General features: G+C 34.5%; 17 protein-coding genes. 4 read left to right on the top strand and 13 right to left on the bottom strand.

The window, feature by feature from the left end; genetic code table 11:
* Positions 1–38 precede the first annotated feature (38 nt).
* From ES675_RS13595 to ES675_RS13585, 3 genes are read left to right on the top strand one after another with little or no spacing between them, the layout of a single operon-like run.
* A complete protein-coding gene (locus ES675_RS13595) occupies positions 39–752 on the top strand; it encodes a glycosyltransferase family 2 protein (RefSeq protein WP_066250166.1) in 714 nt (237 codons plus the stop codon).
* Complete coding sequence (locus ES675_RS13590) at positions 752–1381, top strand: lipid-A-disaccharide synthase N-terminal domain-containing protein (RefSeq protein WP_066250163.1); 630 nt, start codon at positions 752–754, stop codon at positions 1379–1381. The genes ES675_RS13595 and ES675_RS13590 overlap by 1 nt, the downstream gene beginning before the upstream one ends.
* Entirely contained in the window at positions 1365–2987 is a 1623-nt protein-coding gene (locus ES675_RS13585) for an ArnT family glycosyltransferase (RefSeq protein ID WP_066250161.1), read from the top strand. The genes ES675_RS13590 and ES675_RS13585 overlap by 17 nt, the downstream gene beginning before the upstream one ends.
* Here ES675_RS13585 and ES675_RS13580 read toward each other — a convergent pair whose 3' ends face one another.
* From ES675_RS13580 to mnmA, 6 genes are all read right to left on the bottom strand, one after another.
* Positions 2988–3563 (bottom strand): phosphatase PAP2 family protein, encoded by a 576-nt coding sequence (locus tag ES675_RS13580; RefSeq protein ID WP_066250157.1) that lies wholly within the window; start codon positions 3561–3563, stop codon positions 2988–2990.
* Between the two features lie 2 nt (positions 3564–3565).
* The gene (locus tag ES675_RS13575) at positions 3566–3793 is read right to left on the bottom strand and encodes a hypothetical protein (RefSeq protein WP_066250153.1); all 228 of its coding nucleotides are present in this window, start codon (positions 3791–3793) and stop codon (positions 3566–3568) included.
* A 9-nt stretch (positions 3794–3802) separates the two neighbouring features.
* Positions 3803–5179, bottom strand: coding sequence for an MATE family efflux transporter (locus ES675_RS13570; RefSeq protein ID WP_066250147.1), 1377 nt, complete (start codon positions 5177–5179; stop codon positions 3803–3805).
* A 106-nt stretch (positions 5180–5285) separates the two neighbouring features.
* Entirely contained in the window at positions 5286–8795 is a 3510-nt protein-coding gene (locus tag ES675_RS13565; RefSeq protein WP_066250139.1) for an FG-GAP-like repeat-containing protein, read from the bottom strand.
* A 35-nt stretch (positions 8796–8830) separates the two neighbouring features.
* Entirely contained in the window at positions 8831–9772 is a 942-nt protein-coding gene (locus tag ES675_RS13560) for an NAD(P)H-dependent flavin oxidoreductase (protein ID WP_066250417.1), read from the bottom strand.
* Positions 9773–9845: 73 nt separating this feature from the next.
* Complete coding sequence (mnmA, locus tag ES675_RS13555; protein ID WP_394349086.1) at positions 9846–11069, bottom strand: tRNA 2-thiouridine(34) synthase MnmA; 1224 nt, start codon at positions 11067–11069, stop codon at positions 9846–9848.
* Positions 11070–11213: 144 nt separating this feature from the next.
* Between mnmA and ES675_RS13550 the strand changes: the two genes are divergently transcribed.
* Positions 11214–12644: a fasciclin domain-containing protein gene (locus ES675_RS13550; RefSeq protein ID WP_066250136.1), complete on the top strand. Its 1431-nt coding sequence runs from the start codon at positions 11214–11216 to the stop codon at positions 12642–12644.
* Positions 12645–12955: 311 nt separating this feature from the next.
* Here the strand turns inward: ES675_RS13550 and ES675_RS13545 are convergent, their stop codons facing one another.
* From ES675_RS13545 to guaA, 7 genes are all read right to left on the bottom strand, one after another.
* Positions 12956–13660 carry a toxin-antitoxin system YwqK family antitoxin gene (locus ES675_RS13545; protein ID WP_066250132.1) on the bottom strand — a complete coding sequence of 235 codons (705 nt, stop codon included), beginning with the start codon at positions 13658–13660 and terminating at the stop codon, positions 12956–12958.
* Between the two features lie 91 nt (positions 13661–13751).
* Complete coding sequence (gene yidC / locus ES675_RS13540; protein WP_066250129.1) at positions 13752–15656, bottom strand: membrane protein insertase YidC; 1905 nt, start codon at positions 15654–15656, stop codon at positions 13752–13754.
* 137 nt (positions 15657–15793) lie between these two features.
* Complete coding sequence (locus tag ES675_RS13535; protein WP_066250126.1) at positions 15794–17428, bottom strand: CTP synthase; 1635 nt, start codon at positions 17426–17428, stop codon at positions 15794–15796.
* Between the two features lie 482 nt (positions 17429–17910).
* Entirely contained in the window at positions 17911–18141 is a 231-nt protein-coding gene (locus tag ES675_RS13530; RefSeq protein WP_066250124.1) for a DUF3820 family protein, read from the bottom strand.
* A 12-nt stretch (positions 18142–18153) separates the two neighbouring features.
* The gene (locus ES675_RS13525) at positions 18154–18555 is read right to left on the bottom strand and encodes an OsmC family protein (protein ID WP_066250122.1); all 402 of its coding nucleotides are present in this window, start codon (positions 18553–18555) and stop codon (positions 18154–18156) included.
* 5 nt (positions 18556–18560) lie between these two features.
* The gene (locus tag ES675_RS13520; protein ID WP_066250120.1) at positions 18561–20480 is read right to left on the bottom strand and encodes a LysM peptidoglycan-binding domain-containing protein; all 1920 of its coding nucleotides are present in this window, start codon (positions 20478–20480) and stop codon (positions 18561–18563) included.
* A 174-nt stretch (positions 20481–20654) separates the two neighbouring features.
* The gene (guaA, locus tag ES675_RS13515) at positions 20655–22190 is read right to left on the bottom strand and encodes a glutamine-hydrolyzing GMP synthase (protein ID WP_066250118.1); all 1536 of its coding nucleotides are present in this window, start codon (positions 22188–22190) and stop codon (positions 20655–20657) included.
* Between the last annotated feature and the right edge of the window lie 12 nt (positions 22191–22202).

Here is a 22202-nt window from a genome sequence, read left to right as displayed (position 1 = left end):
TATAAAAAAGAATACATTTGTAGTACAACTTTAATTTTATGGATTACCAGTTTACAATTATAGTTCCTGTTTATAATGAAGAAGATAATTTACCACGAGTTGAAAAGGAATTATTAGAATATATTACGATAGCCAGCAGAAAAACAAAGATTCTTTTTGTGAATGATGGCTCCAAAGACAGCAGTCAACAACATATTGAGGCTATTGCTAAAAGACATCCTGAATTTCAATATATAAGTTTCAAGGAAAATCGTGGCTTAAGTGCTGCCATTAAAGCTGGTTTTGATTATGCAGATACCGAATTGGTAGGTTATATTGATTCTGATTTACAAACCGATCCAAAGGATTTCAATGTACTTTTAGAGCACATTAATGATTATGATTTGGTAACTGGTGTTCGTGCAAACCGCAAAGATAGTTTTGTAAAAAACATGTCTTCTACGATAGCTAATGGTATTCGTCGTGCGTTTACTAAAGATGGTATGGACGACACAGGTTGTCCGCTTAAAGTAATAAAAACAGATTATGCCAAGCGTATCCCCATGTTTAAAGGTTTACATCGCTTTTTACCGGCCATGATTTTATTGCAAAACGGAAAAATCATACAAGTACCTGTTAAACATTTTCCAAGAGTTGCGGGAGAAGCCAAGTTTGGCGTTTGGAATCGCTTAATTGGACCGCTAATGGATTGTTTTGCGTATCTCTGGATGAAGAAAAAGTATATTAATTATACGGTTGAGAAACACAATTAATGAGTAATTGGCTCATATATAGCATTGGATTTTTAGCGCAAATATTGTTCTCGTCTCGACTTATTCTTCAATGGCTATATTCTGAAAAACAAAAGCGCGTTATTACGCCTACCATTTTTTGGACCTTAAGTTTATTTGCTTCTTTTTTACTATTTATATATGGGTATTTACGTGATGATTTTGCCATTATGCTTGGTCAAGGCTTAACTTATTTTATATATATTCGGAATTTACAATTACAAAACCAATGGCAGAAGTATCCAAAATTCATGCAATGGTTTTTATTATTGATGCCAACCTTTATTGCCATTTTCTATTTTAACAACAACACAATAGACGTGGTTAAACTCTTTGAAAATGAAGCTATTCCCGCATGGCTACTGACGTTAGGAATCGTTTCACAAGTCGTGTTTACCTTGCGTTTTGTTTATCAATGGCTCTATTCGGAAAAACATAAAGAATCAACTTTACCTTTTGGTTTTTGGTTATTGAGTTTAATTGGATCCATACTTATTTTAACTTATGCTATCTTCAGAAGAGACCCTGTGTTATTTACAGGTCATATTCTGGGTGCTATTATTTATATTAGGAATTTAATTTTAATCCGAAAATATGCTTCCCCTTCTTAAAAAATATCCCGTTTTATTTATTTGTTTTGGAATTGCACTTGTACTGCTTCCAAACTTAGATGTTATGGACGTGACTATTATGGAAGCACGAAATTTTATTACGGCTCGTGAAATGTTAACCGATAATAACTGGCTACTCACAACCATGAATGGTGAAGCCCGTTATGAAAAACCACCTTTACCAACATGGCTTACCGCTATTTCTGCTGCCATTTTTGGCGTGAAAAGTGTTTTTGCTATGCGTTTGCCTGCGGTTCTATTTATTATGATAATTGCCGTTTTTGTTCTTAAATTATCTAAAAAAATCACTCAAAGTCAGTCTTTCGGAATTTTATCTGCAATTATCGTTACCACATCATTTTATGTTATTGGGATTATGATTGAAGCTCCTTGGGATATTTTTACGCATGGCTTTATGTGTGTTGCTATTTACTATTTATTTTGCTTTTTTGAAGCGGAAAAAACACAATGGAAATCAGCGTTTTTGGCAAGTGTATTTATTGGTTTCTCCATATTAAGTAAAGGACCTGTTAGTTTTTACGCCTTATTATTACCGTTTTTATTGGCTTATGGGTTTACATTTAAATACAAACGTTTTAAATCGAAATTTATACCAGTTCTTCTTATATTAATTTTAGCTATTACTGTTGGTGGTTGGTGGTATTTGTATGTGCGATTAGAAGATCCAGCTACATTTTTAGCAATTGCAGAAAAAGAAACAGGTAATTGGAGCAGCTATAACGTGCGCCCATTTTATTATTATTGGAGTTTCTTTACCCAAAGTGGTTTGTGGACTATTCCAGCATTTGTTAGTTTATTATACCCATACTTGAAAACCCGCGTTAGAAACCGTAAAGCTTATAAATTTAGTTTTTTATGGACTATTTTTGCCGTTATATTACTGTCACTTATTCCTGAAAAGAAATCAAGGTATTTAATGCCTGTTTTAATTCCCTTAGCTATTAACTGCAGTTTTTATATAGACTACCTAATCCGTGAATTTAAAAACCTTAAGGCTAAACGAGAAACCATTCCTGTCTATTTTAACTTTGGACTGATTGGTTTTGTTGGAATTGCCTTTCCTGTTTTGGCTTTTGTATTTTTAAAAGATAACTTATCAGGTTATTGGTTCTATTTTATATTAGCGTCAGTTGTCGTATTTGTCATGGGATTTTTCATTTTAAAATTCTTAAAACAAAAGAATATACGCATGGTTATAGCTTGCTCTACAGCACTTTATGCTAGTTTACTCCTTTTTGCTTTACCATTAAAGGAAGCGTTGAATAGCGTAGACTTCCACCCGATTACTTCCGATATTTCTGGCGATTTAAAACTCTACCAATTCAATTATATAGCACCTGAAATGATTTGGGAATATGGCCAAAAAATTACACCAATTAAAAATGATGCTGGTATTATTACCTTTCCAGAAGAATCCAATTTTGGGCTATTGGCTATTGGAATAAGCCCGGAAGACTCCAATACACTTCAGGAAAAATATACTATTGAAAAAATAAATACGTTCGATTTAAATACGGTTTCTAAAGAATCACGACAGTATAAAGAAAGACTCCTTGCCAATTACTACATACTAACTAAAAAGTAATTATCGCACGCCAAAACGTTTTTGCAAATAGAGATCTAATTTGTAAAACATAAAACCTGACATAGCGCCAAATGCCATTCCACAAATAACATCTAATGGAAAGTGCACGCCAATATAAATACGGCTGTAACCCATAGCTGCCGACCAGATAAGCATTAGAAATATAAAATACTTGTACTTAAAACGGAGTAATAAGCCACTAAATACGGCAACTGCCATAGAGTTTGAAGCATGGCCAGAAAAGAAACCAAATTGACCTCCACAATGTGACTTCACCAAACGAACCAATCCTTCCAAAGTAGGATCATGACACGGACGTAAACGCAAAACCAATACTTTTTTAAATACATTGGTCATCTGATCAGTAAACAAAACCATTAAGAATATAACAAAAATGGTAATTAAGAATAATTTAGGTGTTCGGGTTCGGAATATTAAAAATAGTAAAACGGCATAAAAAGGAATCCAGTAGAATTTGGTGGTATAAAACATCCAAAATCCATCCCAAGAGGTCGTACCTAAATTATTTAAATAAAGAAAAAGTTCGGTATCAAGTTGTACTAATTGTTCTAACATAATTAATCTTCGTAACGTTCAATTTCACGATCATAAAAATCGTTTGCTTGCTGGATTAACGATTCAGCTTCCATCTCCAATTCTTTTTGATCATGTTGATCAAAATCCTCCAACCATTCTACATCATCATTTTCTAAATTGATTATAAATCTAGGGAAATCGGTATGAATAACGAAAATAGCATCGGGAAAATCGGTATTGTCGCCTAATAAAAATTTTGGGAATTCCATATATGATTGTTACTTGTTAGATAAAATTAAACGTTTGGTAAGATAGTTAAATCGGATAAATAATAAAATTGCTGCTACTGTTAATCCTGCTAATAAACCCATCCAAATTCCAAAACTAGCGTAGCGTTCTGCGCTTCCGAAGTAAATACTAATTGGAAACCCAACAACCCAATAGGATATAAAGGTAATTATGGTTGGTATTTTAACATCCTGTAAACCACGCAAAGCACCAAGCATAACCACCTGAATACTATCACTAATTTGAAAAATGGCAGCCGCAATTAATAAATTGGCTGCTATACTTAATACTTCGGCATTATCAACCGCATTTAAAACATCCGAATTATCTAAATACAATTTTGGTAATTGCTGATGGAAGATAAAAAATAACAATCCGAAAGTTACGGCCAAAATCATTCCTAATAAGAAAATAGAAAAGGCAATTCGGCGTAGCTCAAAATAATTCTTCAATCCTTTTTGATTTCCAACACGTATCATAGATGCAACACTTAAACCCGTTGCCACCATAAAAGTCATGGAGGATAAATTTAAAGCAATTTGATTGGCTGCTTGTGCATTCTTCCCTAGCAAACCACTCAACCAAATAGCAGCTGTAAAAATGGCAACCTCAAAAAACATTTGCATAGCGCTAGGCGAACCTAAATTGATCACTTTTTTGAGCTCCAATTTATCCAACACAAATATTTTAATATTGGTAACATAATCTCTAGATTTTTTATGTCCTTTAAGAATCCACCAAAGGAAAACAACCATGACCACACGTGAGATTAATGTACCATAAGCTGCTCCAACAATGCCATATTCCGGAAAGCCAAACTTTCCAAAAATAAGGACGTAGTTTAAAACTACATTTACAACATTGGCCAAAATTGTAGCATACATAGGATAACGCGTCATGGATAAACCATCACTAAATTGCTTAAATGCCTGAAAAACAATTAAAGGCACTAACGAAAAGGCTACCCAATCCAAATACGGAATAGCTAATTCTACAACCTCCAAAGGCTGCTTCATTAAATACATTAACGGTTTGGCAAATAAGAGCAGTATAAATAGAAATAACCCTAAAGATGTACATAAAAACAAGCCATGCTTAAATGCTGATTTACCTTTGGCAAAATTCCCTTCTGCATCGGCTTCCGCAACTAAAGGCGTAATAGCTGTTGAAAAACCAATTCCTAAAGACATGGCAATAAACATAAAACTATTACCTAAAGACACAGCAGCTAATTGAGCAGTACCTAATTGGCCTACCATGATATTATCTACAAATCCTACAAAAGTGTGTCCTAACATGCCCAACATGACAGGAGCTGCCAGTTGCCAGTTGTATTTAAATTCTTTTGTGTAGTTGCTTAAAACCATTTTGCAAAAGTAGTATTTAGCTTTTTGTTTTCACCTAAATTTCCGAGTATTTATTGCAAAAAAAAGCACGCCGAAGTAGGCATGCTTTTTATTAAATTAAAGTGTGTTATTGCTTTATAGTTTTGATAATTTCTTGATTGCCATTCGCATCTTGAATCTTCATAAAATAAATACCTGATTTCAGTTTAGTCATATCAACTTCGTTCGTATTTAATTGTAACATAACAGATTGACCTAAATTGTTATAAATTTCTAGTTTAGATATGGCAGTATTCGATTGAATCTTTAGAACCCCAGTTGTTGGGTTTGGATACGCTAAAAATTTAGAGAGACTGTTTTCTGCAACGGATAGTGTTCCAACAAATTCAGTTGTTGCTGTATTGGTTATTATAGCTTCATTAAAATCGAAATAAATATCTGCTGTGTTAAATACAATATCACCTTCTAAAACATCATTTTTAGGCTTAACTTTATAAGCAATAAATCCGTGAGAGTTTGGCTCATCTGACGTGCTATCTGGTAAATTAATACCACTAAAAATAAAAGCTAGTTCATTCTCATTTTTAATTTGAACCCGATTAGTGTGACTTGTTGTTTCAATTTGAAGCGTTGTCCAATCCAATTTATTGTCCAATATATTTTCTACCTTCACATTAATAGCTGATGCTGTTCCTGTATTTTGAAAACGGATTAAATAATGCAAATATTCATCTGAATCATCTATTAAAACCTCATCACCTTCCATACAGGTTATATCATTAGGATCATACGAACCAATTACGGTTTGATTATAGGTGAAAATATTATCGTTTTCCGTGAAATCTCCAGTAATAGGATTTATCGTTACTTCTGAAGCAATAGTGTCGTCAATATTAACCGTTGGAGGTGGTAAAACGTTAAAAATGACATCTATATTTCTAGATTCATAAGGGTTTAAATCCGAATAATTAAAATTCAACATATTGGCTGTTTGACTAGAAATGGTTTCACTAGCACTTACCACATTAAGCATAGCACCATTAAATGCGAAGTTAATAGTTCCACTCAACGGGTCTGTTCCTAAATTCTTATAAACAATTCTATACCTAACATCAAATCCTGGTCTGGCTTGAGTAATTGGATATACACTAATATTCAAATCATTAATTTGCTGATTGGGCTCTAAACAAAAATTAGCCGTTTCAACATTTCCTGTTCCTGAATAATTAAACGTATAAGTTTCTGGATTTGGTGTATAATAAGATGGTAAACCACCTGCTATAGTTGTTGTAAAGTTACCAGAATTTACAGGTATTTGATACGAACCATTATTGCGCGTAAAGGTTCCAAAACTTGTTGAACCATTATTAGCAACCACCATAATATTTGGATAATAGGCATCCAATTCATCACAACCATCACCGTTTACATCTACTTGAACAGTTCCATTAATTTCATTTCCTACAACACCTAAATTTTTCGAATATGCCAGTTGGTCATTTTCTTCTCTTGTGGAAATCAAATCCATATCGCCATCGAAATCCATATCTACTACATGAAACGATTTATCATATCTAGAAGCCACGATGATACTAGAACCACTAGCATAATTACCTAATCCATCTTGGTTTCTATACCATGAGACAAAATTGGAAGTTGTTGCTACAATATCTAAATCGCCATCATTATCTATATCTGCCAAACTGACGACAGCTGCTGCAGAATTAGTAATTTCATTAGCATAGTGAAATTGACCATTACCATCTAAATTTTCAAACCATGAAAGATCGGTTCCACCACTACTACTTCCAACTAGGATATCTAAATCGCCATCACCATCAATATCACCGACATCCATAGAATTGATCTGATACATACCATATGCAATTACAACCATAGGTTCAAAACTCCCTTGCCCATCTGTATGTTTAAACCATGAAACCACACTGTCAATGCCGCCAGACGCAAATAAATCGATGTTGCCATCAGTATCAAAATCACCAGTATAAACGCTTATAACGCCATTTATTTCTGTAGAAATGACTTGCTGAACACCAAAACTTCCTAATCCATCTTCATTTTCATACCAGGCAATTTTATCGTCACGGTTTGATGCGGAAATGATATCTAAATCACCATCGTTATCCATGTCGTCAATAGCAATCATGTGAGGTGCATCAGTAAGGTTTGTAATAATGGTTTCAGATCCAAAAGTTCCATCACCTTGATTCTTGAACCAAATTACCTTATCTCCAACTTCAGATGCTACAATGACATCCAAATCACCATCATTATCGATGTCTTCAGCTTTTAAAGACCTTGGACCATAGACTGAATTAGATATAACATGTTGTTCTGCGAAGTTTTGAGTACCATCAATGTCTTCAAACCATGAAATTTTATTATCTCTATTTGAAACAACTAAAAAATCTAAATCTCCATCATTATCCATGTCAGCAGCAAGCGCTTCAATTGGGTTACTTACAAATTCACTTAAAAATCGTTCTGGTTTAAAATCACTAGTAGTTTGATCAAACTCATTATATGCTAATCCAGATTTTGTACTGACGTTTCCATTAGACAAAACATCTAGATCGCCATCATTATCTATATCTGCTGCGTAAATGCTTCCTGCGTTAGAGATACTTGAATAGGTATATATATTATTTGCAAAACCAAAATCTTCGCTACCATCGTTCTCATAATAAAATACACCTCTACCATCTGCTAAAACATCAACGTCGCCATCATCATCAATATCACCAGCGTAAACGTAATTAATATCACCATCAACAAGACCAATAAATTGACTAGAGCCAAAGGTTCCTAATCCATTTGTGTTTTCATACCACCTAACAACATCATCATACCCATCTGGAAATACAATATCCATATCGCCATCACCATCCAAATCTACAGGAAAGAAGTTGTTGGTATTTTCAGTAGTAATAGTATGTACGGTTGTAAATGTGCCATTTCCATCACTATTTTCTATCCAAACAAGACCGTTATTACTTACCAATATATCGCCATCACCATCGCCATCCATATCTTCAATAAATATAGTTCCCGTAAAAACGGATGCTGCTTGAGAAATAATTATTTGAGAACCAAATCCACCAAGACCATCAAGATTTTCGTACCAAGCAACTTTGTCATCAAATATAGATGTCGAAAATATATCTAAATCGCCATCACCATCAATATCATAATAATCCAATGAAATAACACTTTCAACCTCTGTCGTTATAATATGTTGCGTACTAAAGTTACCTAAACCATCATTTTCATACCAAAAGATATTATCTCCATCTGATGCAATAGCATCCAAATCACCATCATTATCTATATCGACAGCAAAAAAATTGGAATTAGTGCCATTTAAACTATGGTGAATAACTTTTGGCTCAACTAAACCGCCTTCATTGGGTTTATTTTCATACCAAACAAAATTACCTTCATAGTAATACGTTAGAACATCCAGATCGCCATCGCCATCTAAATCTGCGGCAAAAGATCCAGAAACACTAGAACCATAATTAGAATTATCTGAAATAATATCAGTTTGAAATTGAATTTGTGCGTAACTGGCTACACTAAATAAGTAGGTAGATAATAGAAGTAATTTTAATTTCATAAAACGTATTTAAATTTTTGATTAAGGTATACTAATTATATTTTTTGAACATGCTGCTTGGCTTCTTCAAATTCGGCCACCATATCCTTTACAATCTCGGCTACAGGTTTTATATCGTGAATAAGTCCTGCTATTTGCCCAATTTCCAATTCGCCATCTTCCAAATCACCTTCAAACATACCACGTTTAGCGCGCGCACGACCTAAGAGTTCTTTTAATTGCTCTGGTGTTGGAGATGATTTATAAAGCTCCTGAATCTCGTCGTAGAATTTGTTTTTAACCAATCGTACTGGTGCCAATTCTTTTAACGTTAATTGGGTATCACCTTCCTTTACATCCAAAACAATTTGTTTAAAAGCTTGATGTGCTGAACTTTCTTCACTCGCCACAAAGCGACTTCCAACTTGAACGGCATCGGCACCTAAAATCATAGTAGCTAACATGGCTTTTCCTGTGGCAATACCTCCAGCTGCAATTAATGGAATAGACAGCTGTTCTTTTACCATTGGAATTAATGTTAGCGTTGTGGTCTCGTCACGACCATTATGACCACCAGCTTCAAAACCTTCGGCTACAATCGCATCCACACCAGCATCTTGTGCTTTTAAGGCAAATTTTACACTGCTCACCACATGAACAACCGTAATGTCACGTTCTTGCAACCAACTTGTCCACGTTTTCGGATTTCCTGCAGACGTAAAAACAATTTTCACACCTTCTTCCACAATAATATTCATGATTTCTTCCACATTTGGATATAACATAGGTACGTTAACACCAAAGGGTTTATCGGTTGCTTTTTTACATTTCTGAATATGCTCACGCAACACATCTGGATACATACTTCCTGCTCCTAACAAACCTAGAATTCCAGCGTTACTAGATGCTGAAGCTAAACGCCAACCTGAATTCCAGATCATTCCAGCTTGTATAATTGGGTATTGAATATTAAAAAGTTTGGTGATTTTATTGGACATCATATGTTGTGTTTTTAAATTGAAATATAGTAACTTACAAAAGCGTCAGGAATTTTGTAAACTGGACTATTTCTTATGAAATAACGCCAGAACCAATTAGCTCGTCAGCTAAATACCAAGCTGCAAACTGCCCTTCAGCTATGGCTGACTGTGGGTTTGAAAACTCAATATATAAACCAGATTCTACACGATATAAGGTTGCTTTTTCTAATGGTTGTCTGTAGCGAATACGTGCTAAAACATTCATGGTTTCCCCTGTTAATAATGCTAAATCTTCACGAACCCAATGCAAATCATCATTTGTTATAAATAAAGCCGATTTATATAATCCTGGATGTGCTTTTCCTTGACCTGTGTAAATCACATTCTCGTTAACATCTGTATCAATTACAAATAGTGGTTCCACGGTTCCGCCAACGGCCAAACCTTTTCGCTGTCCTTTGGTATAAAAATGGGCACCTTGGTGTTTCCCAACTACTTTTCCGTCCGTAAGGTTATAATCCGCTTTTCTAGATAAATAGGCTAATTCCAATTCTTTAGAATCAAAAATCGGATTTGTAATTTCATATTCTGAATAGCTGCTTGGGATTTCAACAATAACACCTTCTTTTGGTTTTAGCTGTTGTTGAAGAAAATCTGGCAACCGCACTTTTCCAATAAAACACAAACCTTGAGAGTCCTTTTTATCAGCTGTTACCAAATCCAGTTTCGTTGCTATTTCGCGAACTTCCGGTTTTGTTAACTCGCCTATAGGAAATAGCGATTTTGCTAATTGCGCCTGCGATAATTGACATAAAAAGTAGGATTGATCTTTATTATCATCCACGCCTGCCAATAATTGATGAACAAATTCTCCGTTTTTATCAAAAGATGTTTTTCGACAATAATGACCTGTTGCTACAAAATCGGCACCAAGATCTAAAGCTATTTTCATAAACACATCAAATTTGATTTCCCGATTACAAAGCACGTCTGGATTTGGCGTGCGTCCGCTTTCGTATTCTTTGAACATATAATCAACAATACGTTCTTTATATTCTTCGCTTAAATCGACTGTCTGAAAGGGAATTCCTAATTTATCTGCCACTAACATGGCGTCATTACTATCATCTAGCCAAGGACATTCATCAGAAATAGTTACAGAATCATCATGCCAGTTTTTCATAAACAAGCCAATAACTTCAAAGCCCTGCTCTTTTAAAAGATAGGCTGCCACACTGGAATCTACTCCTCCAGATAATCCGACAATAACACGTTTTTTATTTTCCATAATAGGGTGCAAAGATACGGAAATCATGTAATTATTGTTGCTTTATTCCTGTGCAAATTGAAGGATTAAATATTATTTTGTTTAATCTTTTGTTAAATTTAATAAACATTATTAGGGATTTTGTTTAATGTTTTTGTATATTTGCTAAACAAACAAAAAAAACTTTAAAAGATGAAAACATTAACAGCATTAAAAAGATTTTCGGCTACACTACTTGTAGTCTTATTTATCACATCCTGTAGTAGTGATGATGATAACGACGTTTATACGCCACCTATTCAACAAAACAACATTGTAGATTTGGCGATAGCAACTCCAGAATTAAGTTCATTAGTAGCTGCTTTACAAGCCGCAGACGGGGATTTAGTTTCAGTTTTACAAGGATCGGGACCATTTACCGTATTAGCACCAGATAATGATGCTTTTGCTGCATTTTTATCAGCTAATGGATTTGCTTCCTTAAATGATGTACCAACAGATGTACTTTCACAAATACTTTTAAACCATGTAATTTCGGGATCTGTACCCTCAACAGCTTTAGTAAGCCAAGGTTCTGGTTACGCGTCTACCAATGCAACAGGTGCAGGTGGAGCAAGCATGAGTTTATATTTCAATACAGCTAATAGCGATGTGCGTTTTAATAACGTATCATCTGTTTCAACAGCAGATATTTCGGCTTCTAATGGAATCATTCACATAGTTGATGGTGTTATTGGCTTACCAGATGTGGTAGATCACGCACTTGCAAACTCTAGCTTTAGCAATTTAGTAGCTGCTTTAGGTGCTGCTGATGGTGATTTAGTTTCTGTACTACAAGGAAATGGACCATTTACAGTTTTAGCACCAGTGGACACAGCTTTCGCTAACTTTTTAGCGGATAACGGTTTTTCTGGTTTAGGTGATGTACCAACGGATGTATTATCGCAAGTACTTTTAAACCATGTATTAGCAGGTGCTACTTTTTCTACAGATTTAGTAGATATGGGTGCAGGTTACACAACAACTAGCGCAACTGGTGCTGGAAACAACGCTATGAGCTTATATTTCAACACTGCAGATGGTGTTAAATTTAATGGAATTTCAAGTGTTGCTATTGCAGATGTTGTGGGAACAAATGGTGTTATTCACGCAGTGGATGCGGTTATCGGATTACCAACTGTAGTAGATTTCGCTTTAGCTGATCCTACTTTTGAAACTTTAGTAGCAGCTTTAACAAGAGATGATTTAACGTTTGATTATGTAGGAACGCTTTCTACTCCAAACGGAACAGCTCCTGCTCCGTTTACTGTTTTCGCGCCAACTAATGCAGCCTTTGGCGATTTGCTAACGGAATTAAATGTTGCAGGTTTAGCTGATATTCCAGAAGCAACTTTAAAAGCTACATTAGATATGCATGCGGTTGCAGGTGCAAACGTAAGATCAAGTGCTTTAATGGATAACATGACGATTGGTACTTTAGGCGGAAACATAACAGCAAATATTACTGGTGGTGCAACCTTAACTGATGCAAACGGCAGAGTAAGCAACATAATTGCTGTTGATGTTCAAGCTTCCAATGGCGTAATTCATGCTATCGACAAGGTTGTTTTACCACCTTTATAATAGTAACGTATTATAGTGATCAACTTTTTGAACACTATAAATTTGATTAAAATTGCTTTGAAAGAGAGAGGCTGTTCTTTAATTAGAACAGCTTTTTTTTTATAAAATCAGTAAAGATATAGTAGGAGAAATTTTACAATTAAAATATTGAGCTCCATTTTGAATTAAAGAATATATTACTTAGATTGCAGTCCTTATGTTTAGGTATTCCCCATTTTGATTGATTAATAGCTAAAAATTACAAATGCATACCTAACAAAATAAAGCTCCTTAAATCTTTAAGGAGCTTTTATATTTTATGTAATTAATTCTTAATTAGACTTCTTATACGGATTATTAGTTTTTGGCGTAAAGTCCTTTTCTTCCTTTAAAGTACCATTTTCATAATACTTCCAAATTCCATGCTTCTGATCATTACGATAAGAACCCTCAACTAATAAGCCTCCAGCTTCATCATAAAATTTAGCTTCTCCGTGTAAATTGCCCATTTTATAGTGATGTTCTTTAATAACAGTTCCGTTTTCGGCATACCCTAATGTTTTACCATGTAGCTTTCCAATTTCATAAAGCGTTTTTTCAGCAACTTGCCCACTTAAGTAATAAACATATCGCGCACCTTCTAGCAGTCCTTTATTACTATAATGTTCTAAAGTCATGATTTGCGTTCCATTGTTGTGGTAGTACTTCCATTCGCCAATGTATGTTTTATCTCGCATGAACCCTTCGCTAATAACTTTTCCTGTACTTCCAAGAAAGGTCACTTTTGCCGTGTCTGTATTTGGATTAAACGCACGTGTAGCAGTCAAAACGGGTTCACCTTTAATATTTTTATAGAATTTAAACACGCCAATTTCCTTTCCATGTTGAAAAGCGCCTTCATAACGAACAACATCTGTTCCTTCAAAATTCTTTTTCCACTTACCGTCTCGTTTGCCATTGGCATCAAACTGATTGAGTGTTTGAGCAAAACTCATAAAACCCATAAATAGTGCTAAAACAAAAAGTATCTGTTTCATAATTATAAACTGTGTATTAAATGTCTAAACGAAAAAATATAGAATTTGTTATATCAAAAAAGCTGCCAATTAAGGCAGCTTGATTTTTCTTTTACTTCTTACGCTTTTCTTGCGTTTGTTTCTGTTGTTCGGCTTGCTCCATCATATCAGCCATTTTCTTCTGAAACTTATTTTGCTTTTTAGGTTTCTTCTTATTAATCTGAATTTGAGCATGAATTTTATCTTCATCCAGAATGTAGTTTTTAATAACTAACATAATCCCGATACTAATCAAGTTGGAAATAAAGTAATACAAACTTAAACCAGATGCATAGTTATTAAAAAAGAATAACATCATTAATGGTGATAAGTAAATCATGTACTTCATTAGTTTAGCCATATCTGGCATACCTTCTTGGGTTGGTTGCGATGCCATTTGCTGTCCTGTTGTCATTTTCATATAGAAGAAAATAGCAATAGACGCTAATATTGGAAATAAACTGACGTGATCACCATACCACGGAATGGTAAATGGTAAATTGGCTACAATATCATAAGATGATAAATCGTCTGCCCAAAGGAAACTTTTCTGTCTTAAATCGAAAGCCGATGGGAAAAATTGGAATAAAGCATAGAAAACTGGCAACTGTATTAAAGCTGGTAAACAACCACTCAACGGACTTGCGCCTGCTTTATTTTGTAAAGCCATTGTTTCTTGCTGCGCTTTCATTTTATTATTCTTATGCTTCTCACGAATAGCATCTAATTCTGGTTTTAAAACTTTTAATTTCGCCTGAGATAAGAATTGCTTGTACTGAACAAATGATAACAGGAATTTTATTAAAATGGTCATTACAATAATAGCGACACCATAGGGTAAAAAGCCTGCTAAAAATGCAAATAATGGCACAAAAACGTAACGATTTATCCAACCGAAGATTCCCCAACCAAATGGAATACTATCTTCTAGACCAATATCATATTTGTGTAGAACTTTGTTGTCTGTTGGTCCGAAATAAAAACCTAATTCTTGATTTAACTCGCCAGCATTAGCCTCTAAAGCAAATCTCGTTTGATACGCCTTTGTAAACACCGTATCAATTTCTTCATTTTCCACCAAGTCGGTAGAATTGAATTGAACTGATTTTAATGGCACTTTTGACGTTAAAATACTGCTAAAGAAATGCTGTCTGTACGACAACCAACTTACATCAACTTCTGTTTCTTCATCTTCACCTGTTGGGCTTAATTTATCAATTTTACCACCTTCATATTGGTATGTTAATCGCGTGTAACGATTTTCATAACTGATACTTTTATCATGACGATAAGTTTGTAATTGCCAATCTAGATTGATGGGTTGCGAACTATTAATAACATTACTTAAGCCTTGAGAACGAATTGTAAAATCAACCATATAATCATTTGGTTGAATTTCATAACGATATTCTAAAAACTGATTTGCAGACACTTTAAGTTTCATAGAAACTACCGTGTTTTCACCATTTTTAGTTACTGTTGGCTCAAAATATAAATCTTTAGTATTTAGAATGCGACTATCAGCTGTACCGAAATTGATATTAAAATCCGTATTCCCATCTTTTATAAGATAAATTGGAATGGAATCAAAATCGACAAACTTTTTTAATTTGACTTCAGATAAGTAACCACCTTTATTACTGAATTTTAAATCTAGTACATCCGTTTTCACTTCTGTTTCATTAGATTTTGCAGACGGCAAGCTTGCAGAATAAGCAAAAGCACCTAATTTATTCTGTAATGCTACCAGTTGTGTAGAATCTTGTGCGCTGGTTACTGAATAATCTTCAGCAGTTGTAACAACAGTTTCTTTCTGATTTTGAGCTTGCTTTTCAGCTTCAACTTGCTCTTGTTTTGCTTGTTCTTGTTCCGCTAATTCCTCTGGAGTTGGCTGGTTGGCGTACATCATGTACACTAATATTCCGAAAATTAGGACAAACCCTATTATCGAATTCAGGTCAAATTTCTTTTGTTCCATATATTAAATTGGTTGTCATTTTAAAACTACCGATGGCATAATAATGCGTTTTATCGATATATTTCAAAAAGGACACTTATAAAAATTATCAAATAAATAGTTTTATGCTGTTTACAAAAAACTATCCAAAATTATTTTTATGCCATAGTGGCACTTTTATTCTTGTTTTTATGTTTTAAAGCAGCTTTAACAAAAGCTACAAAAAGTGGATGCGGATTAGCAACCGTACTCTTATATTCAGGGTGATATTGCACACCAACAAACCATGGATGTTCTGGAATTTCTACAATTTCAACCAAGTTAGTTTCTGGGTTAATCCCTGTAGCTACCATTCCTGCAGCCTCAATCTGTTCTTTATATGTGTTGTTAAATTCGTAACGATGTCTATGACGTTCTTCTATAGAATTGGATTTGTAAACCTTGTGCGCAATACTATTTGCTTTCAAATTACAAGTCCAAGCGCCTAAACGCATGGTGCCACCTTTTTCTGTGACATCCTTTTGCGATTCCATTAACCCAATTACGGGGTTTGATGTTTTCGGATCCATTTCAGTTGAGTTGGCATCTTTTAAATTCATCACATTTCTAGCAAATTCAATGACTGCCATTTGCATGCCTAAACAAATTCCGAAAAATGGCATATTGTTTTCACGTACATACTTTACAGCGTCAATCTTTCCTTCAATACCACGCTCACCAAAACCTGGCGCTACTAAAATACCATTCAAATGTGATAGTTTCGCATGGATATTATCCGCGTTTAAATATTCTGAATGAATAGGTTCTACATGTACTTTAACTTCATTTTCAGCACCTGCATGAATAAAGGCTTCTAAAATGGATTTATATGAATCTTGTAACTCAACATATTTTCCAATTAAACCAATGGTTACTTCGGTTTTTGGATTTTTCAGACGTGTTAAAAATTCATTCCAACGGGTTAAATCAGGAGCGTGACTTTCCAATCCTAATTTTTTCAAAACAACGGTATCTAAACCTTGCTTCAGCATTAAATTAGGAACATCATAAATTGTAGATGCATCAATAGATTGGATGACTGCTTCTTCACGAACATTACAAAACAACGCTAATTTTCTACGTAATTCCATTGGGAGTTCATGCTCTGTACGGCAAACAAGAATATCTGCCATAACACCACTTTCCATGAGTGTTTTAACACTGTGTTGGGTTGGTTTTGTTTTCAATTCGCCAGCAGCCGATAAATACGGCACCAAGGTTAAATGAATAACTAAACCATTCTTTTCACCTAAATCCCAACGTAATTGTCTCACGGCTTCAATGTATGGTAAGGATTCAATATCACCTACTGTACCACCAATTTCAGTAATCACAATATCAAAATTACCAGAATTACCAAGTTTTTGAACGCGTTCCTTGATTTCGTCGGTAATATGAGGAATTACTTGAACCGTTTTTCCTAAAAATTCACCGCGACGTTCTTTATCTATAACGCTTTGGTAAATACGTCCCGTAGTAACATTATTAGCCTGACTGGTTGGTACGTTTAAAAAACGCTCGTAATGACCTAAATCTAAATCGGTTTCTGCACCATCATCCGTTACATAACATTCGCCATGTTCATACGGATTTAATGTTCCTGGATCTATGTTTATATAAGGATCTAATTTCTGAATGGTTGTACGGTATCCTTGAGCTTGCAAGAGTTTCGCCAAAGAGGCTGCTATAATGCCTTTACCTAGAGAAGATGTTACACCTCCTGTTACAAATATGTATTTTGTTGTAGTTGTCATGTTGCGCTGTTAAACGCCTGCAAATTTACAATATTAAGTTTAATAGTTTGGGTGTTTCGGAGTTTTTTTTGAAATGAAATTGAAGGGGAAATAAGTTGTGGAGATGTTTGTTGTATTGCAGTATGTCGAGGAGTTGTTTGTTGTGGAAATGTGATGTTAATGTGTTATAATCAAAATATATGGGTTGCCTTATGTAACTTCGCTCTTATTGAAATTGGAGTGTAACTAGAAATTGATAACTTTTATAATGGTTAGATAAATAATTATGATATGAATAAAGGATGTCGAATTACTTGCTTGTATGTTGTAAAGTTCTTCTGTTTATTAATAAATCTCACGAATACGTAAAGGCGCAAAAATGGAGCATAAGGTTATATGACTAAATAATGCTACACCAAACTGAATACTGGAACATTTAATTATCCCCCGAAGACGCGAAGTTGTAAAACTGTAAGTAAATTTATGAAACTGAATACTGCAAACTACCGTTTCGGGAAATTGCGTTTAATATTATGAATTAATTCTTCAAGTCCATTTAATTTTAGTTCGTAAACGGATTGTAGCATGTCGCCTAGTTTACCTTTCGGAAATCCTTTGTTTTGATACCAAACCACATAATATTCGGGTAAATCAATTAAATACCGATCTTTATATTTGCCATAAGGCATTTTAGTATGCGCGAGTTTTATAAGAAACTCTCTGTCTGGCTCCATGTTTATGACGTTCTATTTCCAGTTGAATACTACAACTTTTTCAATTTCGGGATGTAAACTATAATGTACTGGGCAGGTATTGCCTGTGTGTTCCAAAATTTTACGTGTTTTGTTATCTGCTGGATTTGGAAAACTTAAAACCACTTCAATTTTTGAGATACGACGTGGATTAGAAGCCATAGTTTTTGTTACTTCTGCTTTGGTTCCTGACATATCATAATTCATATCTCGGGCTTTTATTCCCATAACCGTCATCATGCAATTAGCTAATCCGGTAGCAACAGTATCGGTTGGCGAAAATGCTTCGCCTTTGCCATTATTATCAACTGGCGCATCAGTTACAAAAGTGTTTCCTGAATTTACGTGGGTATTTTCTGTGCGTAAATCGCCTAAATACGTTACGGTTGCTGTCATATTTATTACTGTTTTATCTCTACGATTTTTAAATCTTCATATTTCACCAAATACACCGTATCATTAAAGTAACCTCCAAATAATTTCTTTTTATAGGCGAATTTATTTTCAACATATTCCGTTAATGGTGCTTGATTTACGGATTCATAAAGATCATCATAATTTACCAAACGCAAGACAACATCCATTGTTAAATCGAAACCACGAACGGCAATTTTATTTGGTGTTACGCCAAACCGCTTGAGGTAGTTATTAGCAAAATTATTATTATCATCTTCATTATAAGTTTTGGCTATAGCTGGAAATGTTAATTGCAGATTAGATAAGTGATAGTTTGAAACCTCATCATCTTCAAAAGCACTACCCATTTCGGTGGTTGCTAAAATAATTTTTCGATCTTTAGAAATTAAAGAATTCAATTTACTAGTCACATTAGATACGAATCCTGGATTAGATGTTTCTAAAAACACGATATTTTTACCAGGTTTAAGTTTTGAAATAATATCCGTATCATAAATATAAAATGCATCCTTTTGTTCTTTATCTTTTCGAGAATAGATTTGCGAAGCCGTTGGGAAATGAATTTTTAAATCGTTAGAAACTTTCACACGACTTTGATCTGCAATAATGATAATTTGATTAATTGAAGAATCTTTCTTTACGTAATTAACAATTTTAGCCTTTAGCAACTCTTCCGAAGGCATGGTTTGAAAAACATTATCTGAAAGCTTTAAATCTTTTAAATTAGGTGAAATTAACGGAATATTACGACTCTGTAGTTGGGAGGCCACTTTTTCAAAAGTACTCGACATTAATGGACCAATAACGGCATCAACATCGTCAAAATTATTTTCGTTTAAAATCGTGGACACTTCGCTTACCATATTTTTAGTATCGTAAACATCTACTTTTAAATTAACGCCTAGTTTTTTAAGCGAATCTAAAGCCACAACAACACCTGAATAAAAATCCAATGACGTGTTTAAAAACGGATCTTTTTTAATTTGTGCTTTCGCATCGGCAACTGAATCTACATTGACTCGATTCAGTTTAAACGGCAACATGATAGCTATATGTTTCTGTTTGTAGCTTGAAATGGAATTTGTTAAATCAGTACTTTCTAATTTTATGTTTTCATCTTCAACAGTGGCGTTATAAGGTACTTTTAAAATCATACCTACTTTCAGTCCGCTTTCAACTAATTCAGGGTTTAAAGTTTCCAACTGACTTTGCTCCAAACCCAATTTTACTTTAAGACGGTAGAAACCTTCTTTTGGCAAAACCTCATAATATGAATATTGACTATCCACAGGTTTCTCTTCTGTATCTCCTATGTTTGGCACATTTATAACTTCGCCTTCTTGTAGAATAGGATTCATTCCAGGGTTTAACGCTTCCAATTCGGCAACTGTTATTCCAAATTTATAGGCAATTCGCCATTTTCCTTCTTTTGGTAAAACGGTATATGTTTTGGCTGTTTCTTCTGGTTGAGTAACCGTAAACACTTTTTTATAAACAGGTATTTTTATTTCATCGCCTTTACGCAAGTTATTGGCATATAAAAAGGTGTTGTGTTTTTTTATTTCGTCTTGTTCCACATCATACTCTTTAGACAAGCTGTATAATGTTTCTCTACGCTTTACTTTATGGGTTTTAAATCCTGTTAATTCCTTTTCAATAGCGGCATGTGGAGCTGATTGATCTATTTTTTTATTTGGAATAATTAAAACCGTATTGGTTTTTAATTCCTTTTTGGCATCCGGATTTAATGCATAAATATCAAAAGGTGTTAGTTGATATTGTCTAGCAATAGCCTCTATAGTTTCCCCGGCTTTTACCTTATGTGTTTTATAATTTTGTGCTTGTGATGTGGAGCCACAACCAAACAGGATTAGGATGCTTAAAATGCAAAATAGTTTCTTCATAATCTATATACGTTCAGCGTTGCGTTAGCGATTGCAACGTTATCCTTTTTATTCTTTTTTATAAATATAAGCGATATAAAAAGATTTAAGTGTAAAGCGCGACCCTTGTGGTAACGCCCAACTTCTCGATACAATTTTTTAGTTCCTCAAAAATCACGCGAAGTGACATTTCGTTTATTCCCACTCAATTGTTGCTGGTGGTTTTGAACTAATGTCGTACACTACTCTATTAACGCCTTTTACTTTATTTATTATCTCGTTTGATGTTTTTTGTAAAAACTCATAAGGTAAATTTACCCAATCGGCTGTCATACCATCGGTACTTTCTACGGCTCTTAATGCGACACATTTTTCATACGTACGCTCATCACCCATTACTCCAACGCTATTAACAGGTAACAAAATAGCACCTGCTTGCCATACGCTATCATACAGATTCCACTTTTTAAGGTTACCAATAAAAACTGCATCAACCTCTTGTAATATACGTACTTTTTCAGCTGTAATATCGCCTAAAATACGAATAGCCAATCCAGGTCCTGGAAACGGATGACGACCTAATAAATTTTTATCCATATCCATGGAAGCACCTACACGACGGACTTCATCTTTAAATAAAGCCTTCAAGGGTTCCACAATTTTAAGTTTCATAAAATCGGGTAATCCACCAACATTGTGGTGACTTTTAATCGTGGCACTTGGACCTCCTGTTGCCGAAACACTTTCAATTACATCTGGATAAATGGTGCCTTGAGCTAACCATTTTACATCAGAAATCTCATGAGCTTCATCATCAAAAACTTCAATAAACACACGACCAATAGCTTTACGCTTTTCTTCTGGATCGCTTAATCCTGCTAGTGCATCCAAAAAACGTGCCGAAGCATCTACGCCTTTTACGTTAAGTCCCATATCCTTGTATTGATCTAATACATCTTGGTACTCATTTTTACGTAACAATCCGTTATTTACGAAAATACAATAGAGATTTTTTCCAATTGCTTTATGTAATAACATAGCAGCAACCGATGAATCCACACCTCCTGACAATCCTAAAACAACCCGATCATTTCCTAATTTCTTCTGAAGATCTTCAACCGTTTCTTCTACAAACGATTGTGGCGTCCAGTCTTGTTCTACTTGAGCAATATGGACTAAAAAGTTTTCTAGTAATTGTTTCCCGTCTTTGGAGTGATATACTTCTGGGTGAAATTGAATAGCATAGGTTTGTTCACCTTCAATTTTGTAAGCTGCATTTTTAACATCTTCTGTACTGGCTAATAAAACGCCATTTTCTGGAAGTGTTTTAATGGTATCACTATGGCTCATCCAAACTTGGCTACCTTGGTATATGTTGTGAAAGAAATCTTCCTTTTCCTTTATAAACGATAGATTAGCACGACCATATTCACGTGTATTGGAAGGTGCCACTTCTCCTCCTGAAAAATGCGCTAAATATTGCGCACCATAACAAACGGCTAGCAAGGGTTTTTCACCACGAATATGCTTTAAATCGGGGTGTAAAACCGCCTCTCCTCTTACAGAATTTGGACTTCCTGAAAGAATAACAGCTTTAAACGTTTCTAAATTGTTTGGAATTTTGTTATACGGATGAATCTCACAGTAAATGTTGAGTTCTCTAACGCGACGCGCAATTAGTTGTGTGTATTGCGAACCGAAATCTAATATTAATACGTTGTTGTGTTGCATGTGCAAAAATAA

Origin of the sequence: Algorimicrobium algoritergicola, from assembly GCF_008086165.1 — a bacterium.
Lineage (GTDB): Bacteria > Bacteroidota > Bacteroidia > Flavobacteriales > Flavobacteriaceae > Algorimicrobium > Algorimicrobium algoritergicola.
This window is presented reverse-complemented; position numbering and strand designations above follow the sequence as displayed.

Coding starts and splice junctions, on each gene's coding strand:
- ES675_RS13530 (WP_066250124.1), bottom strand. CDS start 18,141: ATGGAGCCAGACAGAGAGTTTCTTATAAAACTCGCGCATACTAAAATG.
- ES675_RS13550 (WP_066250136.1), top strand. CDS start 11,214: ATGAAAACATTAACAGCATTAAAAAGATTTTCGGCTACACTACTTGTA.
- ES675_RS13525 (WP_066250122.1), bottom strand. CDS start 18,555: ATGACAGCAACCGTAACGTATTTAGGCGATTTACGCACAGAAAATACC.
- yidC (WP_066250129.1), bottom strand. CDS start 15,656: ATGGAACAAAAGAAATTTGACCTGAATTCGATAATAGGGTTTGTCCTA.
- ES675_RS13535 (WP_066250126.1), bottom strand. CDS start 17,428: ATGACAACTACAACAAAATACATATTTGTAACAGGAGGTGTAACATCT.
- ES675_RS13590 (WP_066250163.1), top strand. CDS start 752: ATGAGTAATTGGCTCATATATAGCATTGGATTTTTAGCGCAAATATTG.
- ES675_RS13565 (WP_066250139.1), bottom strand. CDS start 8,795: ATGAAATTAAAATTACTTCTATTATCTACCTACTTATTTAGTGTAGCC.
- mnmA (WP_394349086.1), bottom strand. CDS start 11,069: ATGATTTCCGTATCTTTGCACCCTATTATGGAAAATAAAAAACGTGTT.
- ES675_RS13560 (WP_066250417.1), bottom strand. CDS start 9,772: ATGTCCAATAAAATCACCAAACTTTTTAATATTCAATACCCAATTATA.
- ES675_RS13520 (WP_066250120.1), bottom strand. CDS start 20,480: ATGAAGAAACTATTTTGCATTTTAAGCATCCTAATCCTGTTTGGTTGT.
- ES675_RS13545 (WP_066250132.1), bottom strand. CDS start 13,660: ATGAAACAGATACTTTTTGTTTTAGCACTATTTATGGGTTTTATGAGT.
- ES675_RS13575 (WP_066250153.1), bottom strand. CDS start 3,793: ATGGAATTCCCAAAATTTTTATTAGGCGACAATACCGATTTTCCCGAT.
- ES675_RS13585 (WP_066250161.1), top strand. CDS start 1,365: ATGCTTCCCCTTCTTAAAAAATATCCCGTTTTATTTATTTGTTTTGGA.
- guaA (WP_066250118.1), bottom strand. CDS start 22,190: ATGCAACACAACAACGTATTAATATTAGATTTCGGTTCGCAATACACA.
- ES675_RS13595 (WP_066250166.1), top strand. CDS start 39: ATGGATTACCAGTTTACAATTATAGTTCCTGTTTATAATGAAGAAGAT.
- ES675_RS13570 (WP_066250147.1), bottom strand. CDS start 5,179: ATGGTTTTAAGCAACTACACAAAAGAATTTAAATACAACTGGCAACTG.
- ES675_RS13580 (WP_066250157.1), bottom strand. CDS start 3,563: ATGTTAGAACAATTAGTACAACTTGATACCGAACTTTTTCTTTATTTA.